General features: G+C 44.8%; 21 protein-coding genes. 4 read left to right on the forward strand and 17 right to left on the reverse strand.

Annotated features, from left to right (window positions below; translation table 11 throughout):
* Both ACLHR0_RS24005 and ACLHR0_RS24010 read left to right on the forward strand, forming a co-directional pair.
* Window positions 1-776 (forward strand): amino acid permease (locus ACLHR0_RS24005; RefSeq protein ID WP_436490075.1); only part of this gene is annotated, 776 nt, incomplete at its 5' end.
* A gap of 175 nt (window positions 777-951) precedes the next feature.
* Window positions 952-1,662: a YebC/PmpR family DNA-binding transcriptional regulator gene (locus ACLHR0_RS24010; protein ID WP_370912460.1), complete on the forward strand. Its 711-nt coding sequence runs from the start codon at window positions 952-954 to the stop codon at window positions 1,660-1,662.
* An 89-nt stretch (window positions 1,663-1,751) separates the two neighbouring features.
* On the opposite strand, the gene ACLHR0_RS24015 is transcribed toward ACLHR0_RS24010, so the two are convergent.
* The 3 genes from ACLHR0_RS24015 to ACLHR0_RS24025 all read right to left on the reverse strand — a co-directional run bounded on the left by ACLHR0_RS24015 (window position 1,752) and on the right by ACLHR0_RS24025 (window position 6,298).
* The gene (locus tag ACLHR0_RS24015; RefSeq protein ID WP_429051228.1) at window positions 1,752-2,474 is read right to left on the reverse strand and encodes a response regulator transcription factor; all 723 of its coding nucleotides are present in this window, start codon (window positions 2,472-2,474) and stop codon (window positions 1,752-1,754) included.
* Window positions 2,475-2,713: 239 nt separating this feature from the next.
* Window positions 2,714-3,670 carry a D-2-hydroxyacid dehydrogenase gene (locus tag ACLHR0_RS24020; RefSeq protein ID WP_436490077.1) on the reverse strand — a complete coding sequence of 319 codons (957 nt, stop codon included), beginning with the start codon at window positions 3,668-3,670 and terminating at the stop codon, window positions 2,714-2,716.
* Between the two features lie 249 nt (window positions 3,671-3,919).
* Window positions 3,920-6,298 carry an alpha-ketoacid dehydrogenase subunit alpha/beta gene (locus ACLHR0_RS24025; protein ID WP_436490079.1) on the reverse strand — a complete coding sequence of 793 codons (2,379 nt, stop codon included), beginning with the start codon at window positions 6,296-6,298 and terminating at the stop codon, window positions 3,920-3,922.
* A gap of 218 nt (window positions 6,299-6,516) precedes the next feature.
* Here ACLHR0_RS24025 and ACLHR0_RS24030 point away from each other — a divergent pair, with 218 nt between their 5' ends.
* Together ACLHR0_RS24030 and ACLHR0_RS24035 are read left to right on the forward strand one after the other, a co-directional pair.
* The gene (locus ACLHR0_RS24030; RefSeq protein WP_370912464.1) at window positions 6,517-6,927 is read left to right on the forward strand and encodes a DUF1573 domain-containing protein; all 411 of its coding nucleotides are present in this window, start codon (window positions 6,517-6,519) and stop codon (window positions 6,925-6,927) included.
* Window positions 6,928-7,031: 104 nt separating this feature from the next.
* Window positions 7,032-8,231, forward strand: a complete 1,200-nt coding sequence (locus ACLHR0_RS24035; protein ID WP_436490081.1) for a pyridoxal phosphate-dependent aminotransferase — start codon at window positions 7,032-7,034, stop codon at window positions 8,229-8,231.
* A 686-nt stretch (window positions 8,232-8,917) separates the two neighbouring features.
* Here ACLHR0_RS24035 and carA read toward each other — a convergent pair.
* The 14 genes from carA to rpsE all read right to left on the reverse strand — a co-directional run bounded on the left by carA (window position 8,918) and on the right by rpsE (window position 18,798).
* Window positions 8,918-10,030, reverse strand: a complete 1,113-nt coding sequence (gene carA, locus ACLHR0_RS24040; protein ID WP_436490082.1) for a glutamine-hydrolyzing carbamoyl-phosphate synthase small subunit — start codon at window positions 10,028-10,030, stop codon at window positions 8,918-8,920.
* A gap of 141 nt (window positions 10,031-10,171) precedes the next feature.
* Window positions 10,172-10,999, reverse strand: a complete 828-nt coding sequence (locus tag ACLHR0_RS24045; protein WP_429062912.1) for a hypothetical protein — start codon at window positions 10,997-10,999, stop codon at window positions 10,172-10,174.
* Window positions 11,000-11,107: 108 nt separating this feature from the next.
* Complete coding sequence (rplQ, locus tag ACLHR0_RS24050) at window positions 11,108-11,599, reverse strand: 50S ribosomal protein L17 (protein WP_079470749.1); 492 nt, start codon at window positions 11,597-11,599, stop codon at window positions 11,108-11,110.
* Window positions 11,600-11,715: 116 nt separating this feature from the next.
* Complete coding sequence (locus ACLHR0_RS24055) at window positions 11,716-12,711, reverse strand: DNA-directed RNA polymerase subunit alpha (RefSeq protein WP_079470750.1); 996 nt, start codon at window positions 12,709-12,711, stop codon at window positions 11,716-11,718.
* Window positions 12,712-12,779: 68 nt separating this feature from the next.
* Window positions 12,780-13,385 carry a 30S ribosomal protein S4 gene (gene rpsD, locus ACLHR0_RS24060; RefSeq protein WP_079470751.1) on the reverse strand — a complete coding sequence of 202 codons (606 nt, stop codon included), beginning with the start codon at window positions 13,383-13,385 and terminating at the stop codon, window positions 12,780-12,782.
* 154 nt (window positions 13,386-13,539) lie between these two features.
* A complete protein-coding gene (gene rpsK, locus ACLHR0_RS24065) occupies window positions 13,540-13,941 on the reverse strand; it encodes a 30S ribosomal protein S11 (RefSeq protein WP_079470752.1) in 402 nt (133 codons plus the stop codon).
* Between the two features lie 107 nt (window positions 13,942-14,048).
* On the reverse strand, window positions 14,049-14,429 hold the full coding sequence (gene rpsM / locus ACLHR0_RS24070; RefSeq protein ID WP_089903187.1) for a 30S ribosomal protein S13: 381 nt from the start codon (window positions 14,427-14,429) through the stop codon (window positions 14,049-14,051).
* Between the two features lie 59 nt (window positions 14,430-14,488).
* On the reverse strand, window positions 14,489-14,605 hold the full coding sequence (rpmJ, locus tag ACLHR0_RS24075; protein WP_073083232.1) for a 50S ribosomal protein L36: 117 nt from the start codon (window positions 14,603-14,605) through the stop codon (window positions 14,489-14,491).
* Between the two features lie 70 nt (window positions 14,606-14,675).
* Complete coding sequence (gene infA, locus ACLHR0_RS24080) at window positions 14,676-14,894, reverse strand: translation initiation factor IF-1 (protein ID WP_012789309.1); 219 nt, start codon at window positions 14,892-14,894, stop codon at window positions 14,676-14,678.
* 149 nt (window positions 14,895-15,043) lie between these two features.
* Entirely contained in the window at window positions 15,044-15,844 is an 801-nt protein-coding gene (map, locus tag ACLHR0_RS24085) for a type I methionyl aminopeptidase (protein WP_370912468.1), read from the reverse strand.
* Window positions 15,845-16,011: 167 nt separating this feature from the next.
* A complete protein-coding gene (gene secY, locus ACLHR0_RS24090; protein WP_079470755.1) occupies window positions 16,012-17,355 on the reverse strand; it encodes a preprotein translocase subunit SecY in 1,344 nt (447 codons plus the stop codon).
* A gap of 78 nt (window positions 17,356-17,433) precedes the next feature.
* Window positions 17,434-17,880 carry a 50S ribosomal protein L15 gene (gene rplO, locus ACLHR0_RS24095; protein WP_429051242.1) on the reverse strand — a complete coding sequence of 149 codons (447 nt, stop codon included), beginning with the start codon at window positions 17,878-17,880 and terminating at the stop codon, window positions 17,434-17,436.
* A gap of 121 nt (window positions 17,881-18,001) precedes the next feature.
* On the reverse strand, window positions 18,002-18,187 hold the full coding sequence (rpmD, locus tag ACLHR0_RS24100) for a 50S ribosomal protein L30 (RefSeq protein ID WP_079470757.1): 186 nt from the start codon (window positions 18,185-18,187) through the stop codon (window positions 18,002-18,004).
* 92 nt (window positions 18,188-18,279) lie between these two features.
* A complete protein-coding gene (gene rpsE, locus ACLHR0_RS24105; protein WP_079470758.1) occupies window positions 18,280-18,798 on the reverse strand; it encodes a 30S ribosomal protein S5 in 519 nt (172 codons plus the stop codon).
* Window positions 18,799-18,810 lie beyond the last annotated feature (12 nt).

Genomic DNA, 18,810 nt, shown 5'->3' on the forward strand with positions numbered 1-18,810 from the left:
ACTTCTGGAATCATGGCTGGGCCGGGGTGCTCAGGGGGGCCGGGGTGGTATTCTTTGCTTTCATTGGTTTTGATGCGGTATCTACTGCTGCACAGGAAACCAAGAATCCTAAAAAGAATATGCCGATCGGTATTCTTGTATCGCTGGCTGTTTGTACCTTATTATATATCCTGTTTTCTTTTGTGCTCACAGGTATTGCACCGTTCACCGACTTCCTGAAAGCAGGTGGTGAAGCTTCTGTAGCTTATGCGATTGATACTTATATGCCTGGTTATTCCTGGTTGTCGACTTTCATCACCGTGGCCATCCTGGCGGGATTTTCCTCCGTTATCCTGGTGATGTTACTGGGTCAGACAAGGGTATTTTACTCTATGAGTAACGATGGACTGGTACCGGCCGTATTTGCGAAACTGCATCCAAAATACCGTACACCTTACCGCTCACAGTGGATGTTCTTTGTTTTTGTATCCCTGTTTGCTGCGTTCATTCCGGACAATGTGGTGGGTGATATGACCAGTATCGGTACCCTGTTTGCCTTTGTGCTGGTGTGTATTGGTATTATTGTAATGCGCAAAACCAACCCGGAACTGCCACGCGCCTTTAAAACGCCGTGGGTGCCATTTGTTCCCTTGCTGGGAGCGGCTTTCTGTCTTACTATGATCATCAGCCTGGGTATTGAAAACTGGGCGCGTTTATTTGTGTGGCTGGCTATTGGCTTTGTGGTTTACTTCGGCTATAGTGTAAAACACAGTAAGGCCCGTAAAATGCTGGAATAGTTTACGGAGATTAACATTTCCGGATATCATACGAAGCGGAGAACAGAACAAAGGGGATTACCCTTGTTTTGTTCTCCGCTTTAGTTAAAATCAGGGGAATCCGCTATTCTGGTACCTGAAAATCCTTATTTTTGCGTTCTGTTTTTAAAAGTCATAATAAATATATACCACTCCAATGGGAAGAATATTTGAAGTAAGAAAATCGACCATGTTTGCCCGCTGGGATAAGATGGCGAAAGCATTTTCAAGAATAGGTAAGGAAATAGCCATCGCCGTGAAGGCCTCTGGTCCTGATCCGGATAATAACCCCGCACTTCGTCGCTGTATTCTCAATGCGAAGAGTGTTAACATGCCTAAAGACCGTGTAGACGCAGCTATCAAGCGTGCTATGGGTAAAGACAAAACCGATTATGAGGAAGTGGTGTATGAAGGCTATGCTCCCCATGGCGTGGCAGTGATGATTGATACCGCTACTGATAATACTACCCGTACCGTGGCCAACCTGCGTATGCACTTTACCAAAGGTGGCGGCAGCTTAGGCAACAGCGGCTCTGTTGGATTTTTATTTAACCGCGTAGGCGAATTCAAAATAAAGAATGCCGGCCAGGACCTGGAAGAACTGGAACTGGAACTGATTGATTTTGGTTTGGAAGAAGTGGGAGAAGATAGTGAGGGCAACATCATTATCCGTGCTGCATTCACCGAGTTTGGCAACATGGCCAAAGCGCTGGAAGAAAAAGGACTGGAAGTGATCAGCTCCGAGCTGAAACGTATTCCGACTACTACCGTGGAGCTGAATGACGAGCAGGCAAAAGAAGTGCTGGAACTGGTAGACCGTTTGGAGCAGGATGAAGATGTGCAGCAGGTTTTCCACAATCTGAAATAGGATATTAATACATATAAAAAAGGAAACGTCCGCCATTACGGTGGACGTTTTCCATTGGATACGGTTAACTTTCCAGAACCAAAAAACAGCTAAACTTTAGCGATGGTGTGTGTGCGCCCCAGGTCATCAGCGATGAACATGAGTCCCTTGCCGTGGTAGGTTTCGAGTTTTACGGCAGGGTCCTGCGCAATGTGTTTACGAAGACGGGTCAGATAAACGTCCATCACACGTGAAGCGAAGAAGTCTTCCTGTCCCCAGATAACAGACAGGATATCATCTTTCTTCAGTTTTTTGTTAGAATTTTCGCACAGAAAGCGAAGCAACTCCGCTTCTTTTGGGGCCATACGAACATGGGAGTCGGCATCTTTATGCCGGATATGATATTGTGAATAATCGAAGATCAGGTTACTGATAGTATATACCACGCGGCGCTCACTTTTCAGCAGGCGGCTGCGTTTCAGGTATACTTCCACGCGACAGATCATTTCCTGCATATTGAAGGGCTTGGTGATATAGTCATCCGCGCCTGCTTCAAATCCCTGCAGCCTGTCCTGTTCCATATAACGGGATGAAGTAAAAATGATGGGAATGTTTTCATCCATTGACCGGATATCTCCTGCAAGGGCGAAACCATCTTTTTTAGGCATCACCACATCCAGTATGCACAGGTCAAACACATGTTTCTGGAATTTTTCCCAACCTTCCTGGCCGTTTTCACAGAAGTTTACGTTGTAACCGGCGCGTTCCAGGTGTCTTTTTACCACTTTGGCAAAAAATACATCGTCCTCTACCAAAAGAATGCTTGATTGCATGTAACGTTGGTTTTAAGCGAATAAATAGATTTTAGTTGTATGCGTACCTTTTAAATAAGTGTAGCAGGTACCTTTATCCAAAAATAAATAACATAATCATAACCCTGGCCATCCATCCCATTCACTTCTGAAGGCATCATTCATTTCAACCATTCAGTTACGCGGTATACCCCAAAGCCTATTATTTTCTGTTTGCATGCTACTTACTAATAACCTGTTTATTCGCTTAACGGGTAATCCTAATTGATAATATTTTTAGGATTTCCTTCGAGGAAGGCTTTTACGTTTTCCACCGATGTATACATGAGTCGTTTCCGGGCCGCCTGGGTAGCCCAGGCAATATGTGGTGTAATAATGGTATTAGGCGCAGTGATCAGTGGATTCCCCGCAGGCGGCGGCTCTGCAGATAATACATCCAGCGCGGCACCGGCAATAATTCCTTTCTCCAGGGCATCCGCCAGATCGGCTTCACAGATCAACGGGCCACGACTGGTATTTACGAGGAAGGCGTTCTTTTTCATGGTACGCAGCAGGGCGGCATTTACAAACTCTTTATTGGCAGCATTCAGCGGGCAATGCAACGAGATAATATCCGCCTCCCGGAAGCAGGTAGCCTGGTCCACAAAAGTAACACCGGGCATCCCGTCCCGGTCAGGATGTTTATGGTGGGCAATCACCTTCATCCCAAATGCCAACGCAATACGGGCCACCGCCTGCCCTATCTGCCCGAGACCTACTATGCCCAACGTATTGCCCGCCAGCTCCGTGAGCGGCGTTTTCCAGTAACTGAAATCGATGCTGCTGCTCCACTCCCCTGCCCGCACACTTACAGCATGCAAACCGGTATGATGACATAATTCAAGGATCAGTGCAAAAGTCAGCTGCGCAACAGATGCCGTGCTGTAGGCAGGTACATTCGTTACCGGGATATGCCGGCTTCTTGCTGCATGCGTATCCACTATGTTGAATCCCGTAGCCGTCACGCCTATATATTCCAGGTGTTCCAGCTGCCGGATGGTTTCCCCGCTTACAATAGCCTTATTGGTTAATATGATATGTGCATCCTTTGATCTGGCAGCCACTTCATGTTCGGGTGTACGGTCATACAATGTAACGTTGCCCAATGCCTGTAACCCGCTCCAGTCGAGGTCGCCGGGGTTTAACGTATGCCCGTCGAGTACTACGATGTTTTTCATGGTCTTCGTTTTGCCGACAAGATACATCATACATGAAATAATCATTAACTCACCTGTAAACACTTTATACATTCAAAATATCCCTGACCTTTGCTGCGCCATAATAAGCCAATACTGCTAAGCCTGCAAACTGCTTAATGTAAGAAGCCACCATATCAGCAGATTGATGCTGTTATAGTGGCTTCGCCAATTAAAGGAAAAGCCGGCTCCTGTTAAGGCAACCGGCTTTTGTATGATTTTGAAATGCAACTATTCCTGCATCATCTCCATAATTACTTTTACTACATCTTCTGTATTGGGCTTGGAGAAATAATCCCCGTCGGAGCCATACGCCGGGCGATGGGCTTGCGCACTCATGGTGCGTGGCGATACATCCAGCCAGCGGTAGCCGCCTTGTTTTTCAATTACCTGCTGGAACATGTAAGCAGTTCCGCCACCGGGTACGTCTTCATCTATAAAGAGGATGCGGTTGGTTTTCTGCAATGATTCCACAATACTGTGATGGATGTCGAAAGGCAGTAAAGTCTGCACATCGATCAGCTCACAGGAGATGCCTGTTTCCGCCAGCGTCACCATTGCTTCTTCCACGATACGCGTCATAGAACCATACGTAACAATCGTTACGTCTGTTCCTTCATGCAGTATTTCCGGGATGCCCAGGGGTACGGTATACGTTTCCAGGTTGGCCGGTAATTTTTCTTTCAGACGGTAGCCGTTTAAAGATTCTATCACCAGGGCCGGTTCGTTGGCCTGTAACAGTGTGTTATACATGCCTGCTGCCTGTACCATATTACGTGGTACGCATACGTGCATGCCGCGCAGGGAATTGATGATCATGCCCATTGGAGATCCGCTGTGCCAGATGCCTTCCAGGCGATGGCCGCGGGTACGTACTATCAGCGGGCAATGCATAATTCCTTTGGTGCGGTATTGCAGGGAGGCCACATCATCGCTGAGTGGCTGCAGGCCGTAGAGGAGATAGTCGAGGTACTGGATTTCAGCAATGGGGCGCAGGCCGCGCAATGCCAGTCCTATTCCCTGCCCCATGATAGTCAACTCCCGGATACCGGTATCGGCTATACGTACTTTACCATGTTTCTGCTGTAATCCGGCAAAGCCCTGGTTTACGTCGCCAATCTTTCCTACATCTTCCCCGAAAGCAAATACGCGGTCGTTGTTGGTAAACAGCTGATCAAAATATTTATTCAGTATTTCGTACCCGTTTACGGTGATGCTGTCTGCTTCGTATGCGGCCGGAACTACCGGTACATTCAGGGCAGAGTTTACGCCGGTGGCGTGAAGCAGTGTATTGTACACTTCTTTTTCGCCGGCCAGGTAGGTATCATAATATTGCTGCAATGCCTGTACGGCGGCATCTGATTTCAGGTGCCGGTGTTTCAGGAGAATCATGGCGCTGGCCTTCAGAATATCGCGGCGGAGCGGCTCGCGGTTATTCTGCAGGTCGCGGATGAAGGTGTTTATCATGTTTGCATCGGCGCCTGCAATAGCAGCTACCGGTGCGGCCAGTGCGGTAAACGACTGTACCTGTTCCTTGATCGGTGATATATATTTTTCCCAGGCAGCTTTCCGGGCGTGCTGTGCTTTTACTTTTGCTTCTGCTTCAACGGCGCGCAGGGTTTCTTCCTCGCACAAAGCATTTTCAATGATCCAGGAACGCATTTTTACGTTACAGTCGAACTCCCGTTCCCAGGAAAGACGTTCCTTGCTTTTATACCGTTCGTGCGAACCACTGGTAGAGTGGCCCTGTGGTTGGGTGATTTCTTCCACATGAAACAGTGCAGGGATGTGTGTTTCGCGGATCTTGCGGATAGCCGCTTCGAACACTTCACACATGCCGGCATAATCCCAGCCTTTTACATTATATATGTCAAAGCCATTGGATTCTTCCGTTTTGCGGAAGCCTTCCAGTGCGGCGCTGATAGACCCTTTGGTAGTCTGATATTTACGGGGTACGGAAATACCATAGCCATCGTCCCATACAAATACGGCCAGTGGCACCTGTAAAACACCGGCGGCATTCATGGTTTCCCAGAAATGACCTTCCGACGTAGAGGCGTCACCGATAGTAGCGAAACAGATTTCGTTACCGTTGTTGGAAAGATTTTTATATTGACGCAAGGCTTCCACCTCACGAAACATTTTAGAGGCATAGGCAAGGCCCAGTGCGCGGGGCATTTGCCCGGCGGTAGGCGCCATGTCGGCAGCAGAGTTTTTCATCTGCGTCAGATTGAGCCAGTTGCCATCCTGATCAAGATTAGGAGTGGCATAATGGGAGTTCATCTGCCTGCCGCCTGAAAAAGGATCATTTTCCAGGTCGGGATCTGCATATAACTGCGAAAAGAATTGTTCGGGAGTGGCGATACCAGTGGCAAATGCAACAGTTTGGTCGCGGTAATAACCGGAACGGAAGTCCCCTGGCTGAAAGTATTTTGACATTGCTATCTGCGCCACTTCTTTTCCATCTCCAAAAATGCCAAACTTTGCCTTGCCTGTAAGCACTTCCTTACGGGCCAGCAGACTAACTTCCCTGCTTTCGCAGGCCAACCTGTAATCATTAAGCACTTCCTTGCGGAACTCTTCGAATGATAACCGGCTTTCTAAATTCATAGCTAGTTCGTTATTTTCTATCATGCCTCATGGTTAAAGTACAAAAGTAAGGTTAATTATACAGTTGAAAAATGCTGTGAATCTTTCATTTAAAATAATCTGATTTTTTTTAATAAGATTTTAATAAATTGTAAGGTTTATAATGCTTTTTGGCTGTAAATTTGTTCTAACCAAGAAAGATATCAATATTTTTTAACCGGTCGCTTTAAAACCATCATATGAAAATGAAAAAATTTATCTTATCCCTGTTTGCGAGCATGCTGCTGACTACAGCGCTGTGGGCCCAGACCGCTCCAGCACAGAATCCGGCAGATACAAAAGTAAAATTTGCCAAAGAAACTGTTGATTTTGGTAAAACTGAATTAAACAAGCCAGTTACTGTTGATTTCGAATTCACTAACATTTCCAAAGAACCGGTGTTGATTGAAGCTGCCCGCGCTAGCTGCGGCTGTACTACGCCTAAGTGGACGCAGGAGCCTATTTTACCTGGTAAAAAGGGTAAAGTAACCGCGAGCTACAGTGCAAACGGTTTAGGTCAGCAGAATAAAACCATCTGGGTAAAGTTCAGAGGCGTGGATCAGGACAAGGAACTGCACTTAACAGGTACAGTTGGTTCCAACAACAAGTAACTCCACACTTTAAAACATACTAAGACCTTACAGCACATGCTGTAAGGTTTTTTTGTTGCCCATCGTATCCCCTATCTTTGCAATGCAAAAGTCAAAACAATTTTATGCCTACCATTAGCCAGAGAGGTGAGCAAATGCCATCTTCTCCCATTAGAAAGCTTGTACCATTCGCCGAAGCAGCCAAGAAAAAAGGGGTGAAAGTATACCACCTGAACATCGGGCAACCAGACATCGAAACACCAAAACCCGTACTGGATGCGGTTCGCCATTCAGAATTCAAGATCCTGGAATACAGCCACAGCGCAGGTTTCGAAAGTTACCGCCGTAAGCTGGTCACTTATTACGACCGGTTTAACATTGCTGTGAACCACAACCAGATCATTGTTACCACCGGCGGTTCAGAGGCGATCATATTTGCCTTCATGGCCTGCCTGGATCCGGGAGATGAAGTAATTGTTCCGGAACCTTTTTACGCTAACTACAACGGTTTTGCCGTAGAAGCGGAAATAAAGATCAAAACCATAACGGCCAGCATCGAAACCGGCTTTGCTTTGCCGGCAATGGCCGATTTTGAAAAGGCGATTACTCCGCGCACCAAAGCTATCATGATCTGTAATCCCAATAACCCCACCGGTTATCTTTACAGCAGGGAAGAGATGGAGGTGTTGAAACAGCTTTGCCTGAAATACAACCTGTTCCTCTTCTCTGATGAGGCTTACCGGGAGTTTTGTTATACAGGAGCGCATTTTTCCGCTATGAACCTGGAAGGCATGGAAAATAATGTGATCCTGCTGGATACTATTTCTAAAAGATACAGTGCCTGCGGAGGCCGTATCGGTGCTTTTGTAACCAGGAATCAACCTGTGCTGGACGCTGTAATGAAGTTTGCCCAGGCCCGCCTGAGCCCTCCTACCTTTGCACAAATCGCTGGTGAAGCCGCTGTGGATCTGCCTGCTGATTATTTTGACGGTATCAAAGCGGAATATTTAAGCCGCCGGGATATCCTGGTAAGGATGCTGAATGAGATCCCGGGCGTATTTTGTCCGAATCCGGGTGGCGCCTTCTATGCAATGGCCAGGCTGCCCATTGATGATTCAGATAAATTCTGCCAATGGATCCTGGAATCCTTCTCTTACGAGGGCCAAACGGTTATGATGTCACCCGCAACCGGCTTTTATGCGACCCCTGGGTTAGGAAAAAATGAAGTGCGGCTGGCTTATGTATTAAATACAACAGACATTAGTCATGCAATGGTCTGCCTGGAAAAGGCATTGGAGGTATATCCCGGGAAAATTGCCAAATAATTTTTATGTCAAAACCAGGTATAAAATCCGACATGAGAGCCGTTAAATACATTACAATAAATTCTATATATGTATTTTTAAAGAAAAAAGCAATTATTTAACACTCAACGCTTGGAATTTTGATATTTTGTTTCGTATATTTGATGTAGAAATAACAACAACGACAAAATTTATTTAATTATAAAAATATTTACAGATACGATGGACTGCAAAATCTAAACTTGTTTAAGAAAAATTTAACCTGCATTATTTCTTATAACGTTTATTTGGTCCGACCTTTGAATTATTAAAACAAGAAGATTTATCAGTCTTCTGTAAAACTCAAAGATTAACTAAAACGTTTTAGCAAAATATCGTATTTTTGTATCAGTTTTTCATAACGTGGAATTTATAAAGGCAAACGGCTCTGATCACAGAGCCGTATTTTTTTGTCCTAACCTTACCTTTTCCCACCACTGACGGCGGAATCCAACAGAACAAACAAAATATTCTGAAAATATTCCCCCTCCTGTTTACCTTTTTTCGATAATATTGTTATGTAATAAAACGGGCGGAGCTACCGGCGCTTTCAGCAATGGTAATATCCGTTTGTTTTCATAACGTGGAATTTTAAAATGCAACGGTCCCGATTCCTCGGGACCGTCTTCATTTCCAGGCAGCATGGCTGCCGTATATAATTCCTTTAGTTATGCCTTATTCGCTTTAATCATCTCAAAGAAATCATCAAACAGGTAACGGCTATCAAACGGACCAGGAGTGGATTCCGGGTGATACTGCACGCTGAATGCAGGTTTATTTTTGATACGGATGCCTTCTACGGAGTGATCATTGAGGTTTACATGGGTAACTTCCACATTTTCACTGGCCGCTACTGCTTTCGCGTCTACTGCAAAGCCATGGTTCTGGGTAGTGATTTCGCACAAACCAGTTTTCAGGTTCTTTACCGGGTGGTTTAAACCGCGGTGACCATGGTGCATCTTGTAAGTTGGGATATCATTAGCGAGCGCCAGCAACTGGTGCCCGAGGCAGATACCAAACATAGGTCTTTCTGCAGCCAGGATCTTTTTCACCGTATCTACTGCGTAAGTCAGCGGAGCCGGATCACCGGGACCATTGGAAATAAAGTAGGCATGCGGTTTAAATTCCTCGCAAACCTCAAAAGTAGTGTCGGTTGGGAATACCTGCAGGTAAGCGCCTTTATCAGACAGGCATTTCAGCATATTTCTTTTCACGCCGTTGTCGAGCACTGCAATACGGATCTCCGCAGCCGGGTCGCCTACATAGTAAGCTTCCGGAGTGGTCACTTCTTTGCAGAGGGCCAGGCCTTCCATTGAAGGCACCTTTGCCAGTTCAACTTTCAGTTGATCCAGGTCCAGGATAGCAGAAGAGATAATGCAGTTCATAGCACCTTTGCTGCGGATGTGGGAAACCAGCGCGCGGGTATCTACGTCATAAATGGCTACCAGGTTATTATCGGTCAGGAACGTATCCAGTGACCCATCGGCCATTTTCCTGGAATAGTTGTACGCAATATTTTTTGCGATCAAACCATTGATCTTCACACTGCTGCTCTCTACGTCGTCCTTTTTGGTGCCGTAGTTCCCGATGTAGCAGTTGTTCATTATAAGTACCTGTCCTTTATAAGAAGGGTCCGTAAACACTTCCTGGTAACCCGTCATACCGGTATTGAAAGCTAATTCACCGGCGGCTGTGCCAATTTTCCCAAAAGCTTTTCCCTGAAAAACCGTACCGTCTTCTAACAGCAGTATGGCAGGTTGGATGGTTCTTGTCTGAGGCATTTCTGGTATCTGTCTTGTTTTATATTTTAAAAAAAACCTTCAAGGGTACAAAAATTGCCCTGAAGGTTCGGATAAAAAACCGTGCAAAGGTATGAAATGCAACAGTTAAATACAGATTTTTTTTACCAGAAAGAAAAGATGTTACTTAATTTTTACAGATTTAAGCACGCGCTGTGCCACCTGGCGGCCAATAGGGTCATCGTCGCGGTAATTAATCTGGATTTGCCAGCGGTTGCTTCCTTTGATCATTACCAGGTTACAAAATGCCAGGCGGATGCCGCCTTTATACAGATAATTCCCTTCTTCCAGCACCCCCTGCATTCCGGAAATGAGTACGGGTATTGATTTACAGTCGATATCCGTAGCGGTTTCCTTCAGTTGCATGCTGTTATGGGAGGCGGCCACAGCATCTTCCAGGCTGTTAGCTACGCTGCTGATATAACTGAACATATTTACCGCGATGCGGATACCTCCCCCATCTTCATTAGTATAGGTTTTCGCGTATTCAATCACTTTAGCTTCTTCCCCTTCCAGCGGCTGGTCGTGTACCCATAATTTTACCGGAGTACTGATTTCCAGTGCCTGACGGCCTATGGTAGCAGTGTGCCAGGTGCTGTACAAACTGGCCAGTGGTACCTTGGGATACAGAAGGGTAAACACGGCTCTTTTACCGAACAGCGTGCCGGTAATAGCTACCAGCAGGAAAACGAGTGAAAAAAAGATGACTATTTTCCTTTTACTGGCGGATTGCAGCTGGTTTTTAATCCAATATAGCGGGCCGGTCGTTTTTTTCTCTCTCAGTGAGATGCCTACTGCCTGGGTATATTCCGGGAATGTGGCCATTGGATGAAGCTTTCGCCATTCGGCGAAGCTTTGTGGCAGCTTTTTTCCGCACGCATCGCAAAAAGTAAGGTATTCAGATTTGAGTGGGTTGGGATGACCACAACTATCACAATGCAGGTATTTCATAGGGATACTCATTAAAACTGCTGTAATATTACGAAATATATGCATTTATTAGCGCATAAAAAAGGACAAAGCCTGGCTTTGTCCTTTTTCGTATCGTTTGATATAAGATTACTCAGCAGATTTTTCTTCTGTTGCAGTATCAGCAGCTTTAGTTTCAGTTGCTTCTTCTGCTTTCTTCTTAGCACCACCGGCACGACGGGTTTTCTTAGCAGCAGCTTTTTCTTCTGATTTACCGTAGATTTCGTTGAAGTCTACCAGTTCAATCAGCGCAACTTCTGCGTTATCGCCCACACGTTTACCCAGTTTAATGATACGGGTGTAACCACCAGGACGGGTAGCTATTTTCTCACTGATCGTGCTGAACAGTTCCTTGATAGCTTCTTTATCCTGCAGGTAGCTGAACACAATTCTACGGTTGTGGGTAGAATCGGTTTTGCCTCTTGTCAGCAGCGGCTCAACATACACGCGGAGGGCTTTCGCCTTTGCCAGTGTAGTGGTGATACGTTTGTGGCTGATCAGTTCGCAAGCCAGATTGGACATCAGGGCTTTACGGTGGGAAGCAGTTCTGCTTAATTTGTTTAATTTAACTCCGTGACGCATGACATTATTTGTTTTAACCCTTACACCGTGTCAGGAATTGCAAGGTACTTGTTAATTATAAAGTAGTTAAGCCAAAGCTATTGCGGATGCAACGGCTTTGGCTTAACAGATAAATACTATTCTTCTTCGAGTTTCAGTTTAGACAGATCCATACCGAAGTGCAGACCTCTTTCGCCCAATACCTGTTCAATTTCGCTGAGTGATTTCTGGCCGAAGTTTCTGAACTTCATCAGTTCTTCCTGTTCGTATTGTACCAGTTCGCTGAGGGAATTGATTTTAGCTGCTTTCAGACAGTTGAATGCACGTACGCTCAGATCGAGATCTTCGAGTGGTGTTTTCAGTATCTTACGCAGTTGCAGTGTTTGTTCGTCCACCACATCTTCTTTTTCAGTGTCTTTGGTATCAAAGCTGATGTTTTCATCAGTGATGATCATCAGGTGCTGAATGAGGATACGGGAAGCTTGTTTCACTGCTTCTTCCGGGTGGATAGTACCGTCGGTGATCACCTCCATAACGAGCTTCTCATAGTCAGTTTTCTGCTCCACACGGGTATTTTCTATGCTGTACTTTACGTTTTTGATAGGCGTAAAGATAGAGTCGATCGCGATGTAGCCGAATACTGCATCCTTGGGTTTATTTTCCTCAGCCGGAACATAACCACGGCCTTTACCGATAGTCAGTTCGATATCCAGCTTGGCAGAAGGATCCAGGGTGCAGATTAACAGCTCCGGATTCATGATCTGGAAAGCACTGGTGGCTTTTTCAATCATATCAGCGCGGAACTCTGTTTTACCCTTAATGGACAGTGTGATCTTTTCGTTCGTTACATCACTCTCTGAAATCCTCTTGAAACGAACCTGTTTCAGGTTCAGGATGATTTCAGTAACGTCTTCAGTAACACCTTTCAGTGTAGCGAACTCGTGATCGGCTCCTTCAATTTTAATACCCACAATGGCATAGCCCTCCAAAGAAGACAACAGTACGCGACGTAACGCATTACCGACAGTCACAGCATAACCTGGTTCTAATGGACGGAATTCGAATTGAGCTTCAAAGTCGGTAGACTTCTGCAATACGATCTTATCAGGTTTCTGGAAATTTAAAATTGCCATTGATATGATAGATTTATTTGTTAAATATGAGGTTAGTCCGTGACCTTTGGCCACGGACTAATTATTTATTACTTAGAGTACAATTCTACGATCAGTTGTTCCTTGATATTTTCAGGAACGCTCTCTCTCTCAGGATAAGCAATGAATACACCTTTCATTTCTTTCTCGTTCCAATCCAGCCAGCTGAACTTAGGATTTTTTCCACGGATAACGCTGGTCAGTGCAGAATTGTTTGCAGTTTTGTTTTTCAGGCTGATAACGTCTCCTGGTTTCAGTTGGAAAGAAGGAGTGTTAACAACGATACCGTTAACAGTAACGTGCTTGTGAGAAACCAGCTGACGGGCAGCAGGACGTGAAGGAGCGATACCAAGACGGAAAACGGTGTTATCCAGACGGGCTTCGAGCAGTTTGATCAATACTTCACCGGCAACACCTTTTCTGCGGGTAGCTTCATCAAACAGGTTACGGAACTGACGTTCCAGCAAACCGTAAGTGTATTTAGCTTTTTGTTTCTCTCTCAGCTGGAGTGCGTATTCGCCTAATTGTTTGCGTTTACGGTTAGCACCATGCTGACCCGGAGGGTTACTGTTCTTACTTAAATACTTGCCATTACCGAGAATGGGCTCACCAAAAATTCTGGAAATTTTGGTTTTGGGACCTGTGTACCTTGCCATGTTTTAAATATACTTTAGATTTTTTAGTTAATGATGCATGCTCTTCAAAAAATCTGAAAACCTGATCATGCATCCATTTATTTAATAATATTACAACGTCCAGATACCAAACTTCTAATGAAATCTGGTATCTGGATGCTGTAAATATATATTACTATACTCTTCTCTTCTTAGGAGGGCGGCAACCGTTGTGTGGTAAAGGCGTAACGTCTTTAATCATGTTCACTTCGATACCGGAGTTAGCGATAGCGCGGATAGCACTTTCACGACCAGCTCCAGGGCCTTTTACAAATACATCTGCTCTTTTCAGACCTGAGTCCATTGCAACTTTAGCAGCATCCTGTGCAGCCAGCTGAGCAGCATACGGAGTGTTCTTCTTAGAACCTCTGAAGCCCATTTTACCAGCAGAAGACCAGGATATAACCTGACCATGCTTGTTGGTGATGCTCACGATGATGTTGTTAAAGCTAGCAGAGATATGAACATCTCCGTAGTTATCTACCTTTACTACTCTCTTTTTATTAGCAGCAGTTTTTGTATTATTTGCTTTTGCCATAATGATTTAAATTCCAAATATGAAATTCCGCATCCCAAATTACACGACTCACGGTCATTGAAACCCCTCAGATTCGGATTTGGGATTTCAACCTGGGATTTTATTTATTATTTCTTAGTTGCTTTTTTCTTACCAGCCACTGTCTTACGTTTACCTTTACGGGTACGGCTGTTGGTACGTGTGCGCTGACCTCTTACCGGTAAGCCTTTCCTGTGACGCAAACCGCGGTAACAAGCGATATCCAGCAGACGCTTGATATTCATTTGCACTTCGGAACGCAGCTGACCTTCTACCTTAAACTCACCGTTGATAATGTTACGGATGGCAGCTTGATCATCATCATTCCAATCACGCACTTTTTTGTTTACATCAATTTCCGCCTTGTTCAGGATATATTGGGCGGTAGAACGGCCTATACCAAAGATATAGGTGAGGCCAATTTCTCCTCTTTTATTTTTAGGAAGATCTATACCGGCTATACGTGCCATATTTCTATTTTAGATTTTATGATTCTGATTAAAAAATCAAATTCCGTTAGGGGAACCGATTAACCCTGGCGTTGTTTAAAACGAGGATTCTTTTTGTTGATCACCAACAAAACACCTTTTCTACGAACTATTTTACAATCCGCACTTCTTTTTTTGATTGCAGCTCTTACCTTCATGATTAATACTTTATAAAAGGTTATGATATTTGTTAAATTATTATTCCAATCCCCTCTACGCTGTTCCCACTTATTTGTATCTGAAAATTATACGGCCTCTTGACAAATCGTATGGGCTCATCTCCACGCCAACCTTATCTCCTGGCAGAATGCGGATGTAGTGCATTCTCATTTTTCCAGAAATGGTGGCCAGGATCTCATGCCCGTTTTCCAATTTTACACGGAACATAGCGTTCGACAAGGCTTCTAATATAATTCCATCCTGTTTAATGAGTGCCTGTTTTGCCATAAAAATTTTTAGGACTGCAAAGATAGCATTTATCTTTTGAAATAGAAAAATTTCCCCTGATTATTATTAATATTGCCAGTTTTTTTACCAAAACCTGTCCTTTTTACCCTCAAAACCCCTGCTATATTAGATAAATCCAAAATCCTATACTAGTAATTTGAATTTAATTCGGGGTTGTTTTTCTCTTCTTTTTCTATATCCACATAGGTAGATAACACATCCGCCTTCCCTTTTCCAACAGCCACCGTATGTTCAAAGTGAACAGACGGGCTTCCGTCGCGGGTAGCTACTGTCCAGCCGTCTTCCAGGTACTCCACGTCTTTCGAGCGGAGATTGATCATAGGCTCGATGGCTATCACCAGTCCTTCCTTCATCACCGGACCACTACCTCTTTTACCATAGTTAGGCACCTGAGGGTCCTCATGCAGGTTCCGGCCGAGGCCATGCCCTACCAGTTCCCTTACTACGCCGTAACCGCGCTCTTTTTCGGTATATTCCTGTATTGCATAAGAGATATCACCTATCCTGTTGCCAACAATCGCTTTTTCGATGCCTTTGTACAGGGAAGCTTTGGTGGCAGTCATCAGGCGGAGTACGTTTTCGGGTACATTACCAATGGCAAAGGTGTAGGCGCTGTCGGAATGGTATCCGTTCATGTAAACCCCTACATCCACGGTGAGGATATCACCGTCTTTCAGCACATATTTATTTGGAATACCGTGTACTACTTCTTCATTTACTGAAATGCAGCAGGCATTCGGGAAACCTTTGTAATTTTTGAAGGAAGGTGTTCCACCATTTTCAACGATAAACTTATCAGCAACAGCATCCACGTCCAGTGTAGTCATCCCCGGTTTCAGGGTCCTGGCTACTTCTGCCAGGGCTGCACTGAGAATCAGGGCACTTTTACGTATCAACTCTATTTCTTCCTTCGTCTTATAGTGAATCATAACATCCTTGTTTCTGTCGCTGTTAGTGATCAGCATCAGCTTTCTGCGTATGCTTTTAACTGAAGCTAAGGACTAACTGTTCTTTATTCAAAAATAATATAGCCACCAAAGCGGGAAAGCTTCTGTGGCTATTTTATTGTTCTTGTAACACTTTTGTGTTCAATTACTTATGCGTTAGCCGGGGCAGTTCTGCCTTTGATACGGCCGGTGCTCATCAGTCCATCGTAATGGCGCATCAGGAGCTGGCTTTCAATTTGTTGCAGTGTATCCAGGATAACTCCCACCATGATCAGCAGGGATGTACCTCCGAAGAAAGTAGCAAAGTTGCTGTTCACTTTAAAGGCGGCAGCCAGGCCGGGCATGATACCCACTATTGCCAGGAAAAATGCGCCGGGCAAAGTGATACGGTCCATTACTGCACCAATATAATCAGCGGTTGCTTTACCTGGTTTGATACCCGGGATGAATCCGTTATTACGTTTCATTTCATCCGCCATTTGGGTTGGATTGAAAATGAGCGCAGTATAGAAGTAGGTGAATACAATAACGAGCACCGCGTAAATGAGGTTGTACCAGCCGTTCGTGTGATCACTGAAGATGCGGATAAAGCCGGACGCACTTTCTGAGGAAGTGGCAAAGCCTATGGCAGTTGCAGGGATGAACATGATCGCCTGGGCGAAGATGATAGGCATTACACCGGCAGCATTCACTTTCAGGGGAATGAACTGGCGTACACCACCATATTGTTTGTTACCTACGATACGTTTAGCGTAATTCACCGGTATTTTCCTGGTACCCTGAACGAGCAGGATGAGGCCCACGGTGATTAAGATAAAGATGGCAATTTCAATGAGGAACAGGATCGGTCCACCCGCTTCACCTGCAACTTTACTGGAAAATTCTGCGACTAAAGCCTGTGGCAAACGGGCAAGGATACCCATCATAATGATGATGGAGGTACCGTTACCAATTCCTTTGTCTGTGATCTTTTCACCGAGCCACATTACAAACAGGGTACCTGCAGTAAGTAAAACGGTAGTAGAGAGCCAGAAGAAAAAGGTGCCATATTCGGCAATAATAGCGCCACCTGACTGATTACGCAGATAAGCAACGTAAGCACTCGCCTGGAAACCTGTTACGATAACTGTGAGGTAACGGGTGAACTGGTTAATTTTTTTGCGGCCGCTTTCACCTTCTTTCTGCATTTTCTGGAATTGCGGAACAGCTATAGTTAATAACTGGATGGCAATGGACGCAGAGATGTAGGGCATAATACCCAATGCAAATATGGAGGCCCTTGAAAACGATCCGCCGGCAAACATGTTAACCAAACCCAGGATACCCTGATTAGAATTTTTCTCAAAGTCGGTGAGCGCATTTGCATCAATGCCGGGCAAAGCGATATAGGATCCTACGCGGTAGATGAGGACCAGGAGCAGGGTGGTCAGGATGCGGTTACGCAAATCCTCAATACTCCAGATATTCTTAATCGTTTCGATAAATTTCTTCACAGGAAGATAAAGGTTTAATAGCGCTATTAAATATGAAAAGACGCACTACTCCGTAGGCGTCTCCTCAGTCGTAAAGTCTTATACCAGTTCTACTGATCCACCTGCTGTTTCGATGGCCTGTTTAGCTTTTTCGCTGATAGCGTTAACTTTAACAGTCACCTTTGTTTTGAGTTCGCCGGTAGCGAGAATCTTAACTTTAGCTGTTCTGTTAATCAGACCGTTCATGAACAAGGTTTCCAGATTAAACTCCTGGAGGCCATATTTCTCAACTAATTGATCCAGCTGACCCAGGTTGAAGATTTTGTATTCTTCACGGTTATTATTTTTGAAACCGCGTTTTGGCATACGGCGTTGGATTGGCATCTGGCCACCTTCGAAGCCTCTTTTGCTCGCGTAACCAGCACGTTGCTGGATACCTTTGTTACCTTTTGTAGAGGTACCACCTTTACCGGAAGCCTCACCACGTCCAAGACGTTTTTCTTTATGTACAGCGCCTTGTGCAGGCTGTAATGAATGCAGATTCATAATTAATTGTTTTTACTTGCGCGGAAATTAACCGCTCGCTTTTATTCTAAAATAAAAATGGTAAAGTCACAAATGTAAAGGTAAGATTATCAACAGACAATCCCACAGCAGTGTTACTTAATTAAGCGTTAACTGTTTCTACCGTTACAAGGTGATTAACTTTACGGACCATACCCAGGATCTGAGGAGTTGCTTCTACTTCAACAGTAGCGTGCATTTTAGTCAGGCCCAGTGCCTTCAAGGTCAGTTTCTGCCTTTCCGGACGGTCTATACCACTTTTCACTTGAGTGATCTTAATCTTTGCCATAAACCCCTATCCGCTAAAAGCGGAGTAATTTAATTGTTAATGAATTATTTTCAAAATTTTCCGGAGGTACCCAGCTTTTCAGCGGGTATAAATCAACCGTTGAAAACTTTCTTCAGGGAAACGCCTCTTGTTTTGGCGATGCTGATTGGTTCGCGTAACATACCTAAAGCTTTGAAGGTAGCTTTTACCACGTTGTGTGGATTAGCAGAACCCAGAGATTTAGCCAGTACGTCGGTTACACCAACGCTTTCCAGTACTGCACGCATGGAACCTCCTGCGATCACACCGGTACCGTGAGCGGCTGGTTTGATCAACACTTTGGCGGCGCCTTCTTTAGCAAACTGATCGTGAGGAATGGTACCGTGCATAACAGGAACCTTGATCAGGTTCTTCTTAGCATCGTCTATACCTTTGGTGATAGCCTGCTGTACTTCTTTGGCTTTACCAAGACCGTGACCAACAACACCGTTTTCGTTACCTACAACTACCAGTGCGGAGAAACTGAATGTACGACCGCCTTTAGTGGTTTTAGTAACACGGTTGATCGCCACTACTTTTTCTTTCAGCTCCAGATCACCAGCCTTTACTTTATTGAATGAATTCTTTGCCATTTTATTTTATAA

Source organism: Chitinophaga sp. ARDCPP14 (genome assembly GCF_051362515.1).
Lineage (GTDB): Bacteria > Bacteroidota > Bacteroidia > Chitinophagales > Chitinophagaceae > Chitinophaga.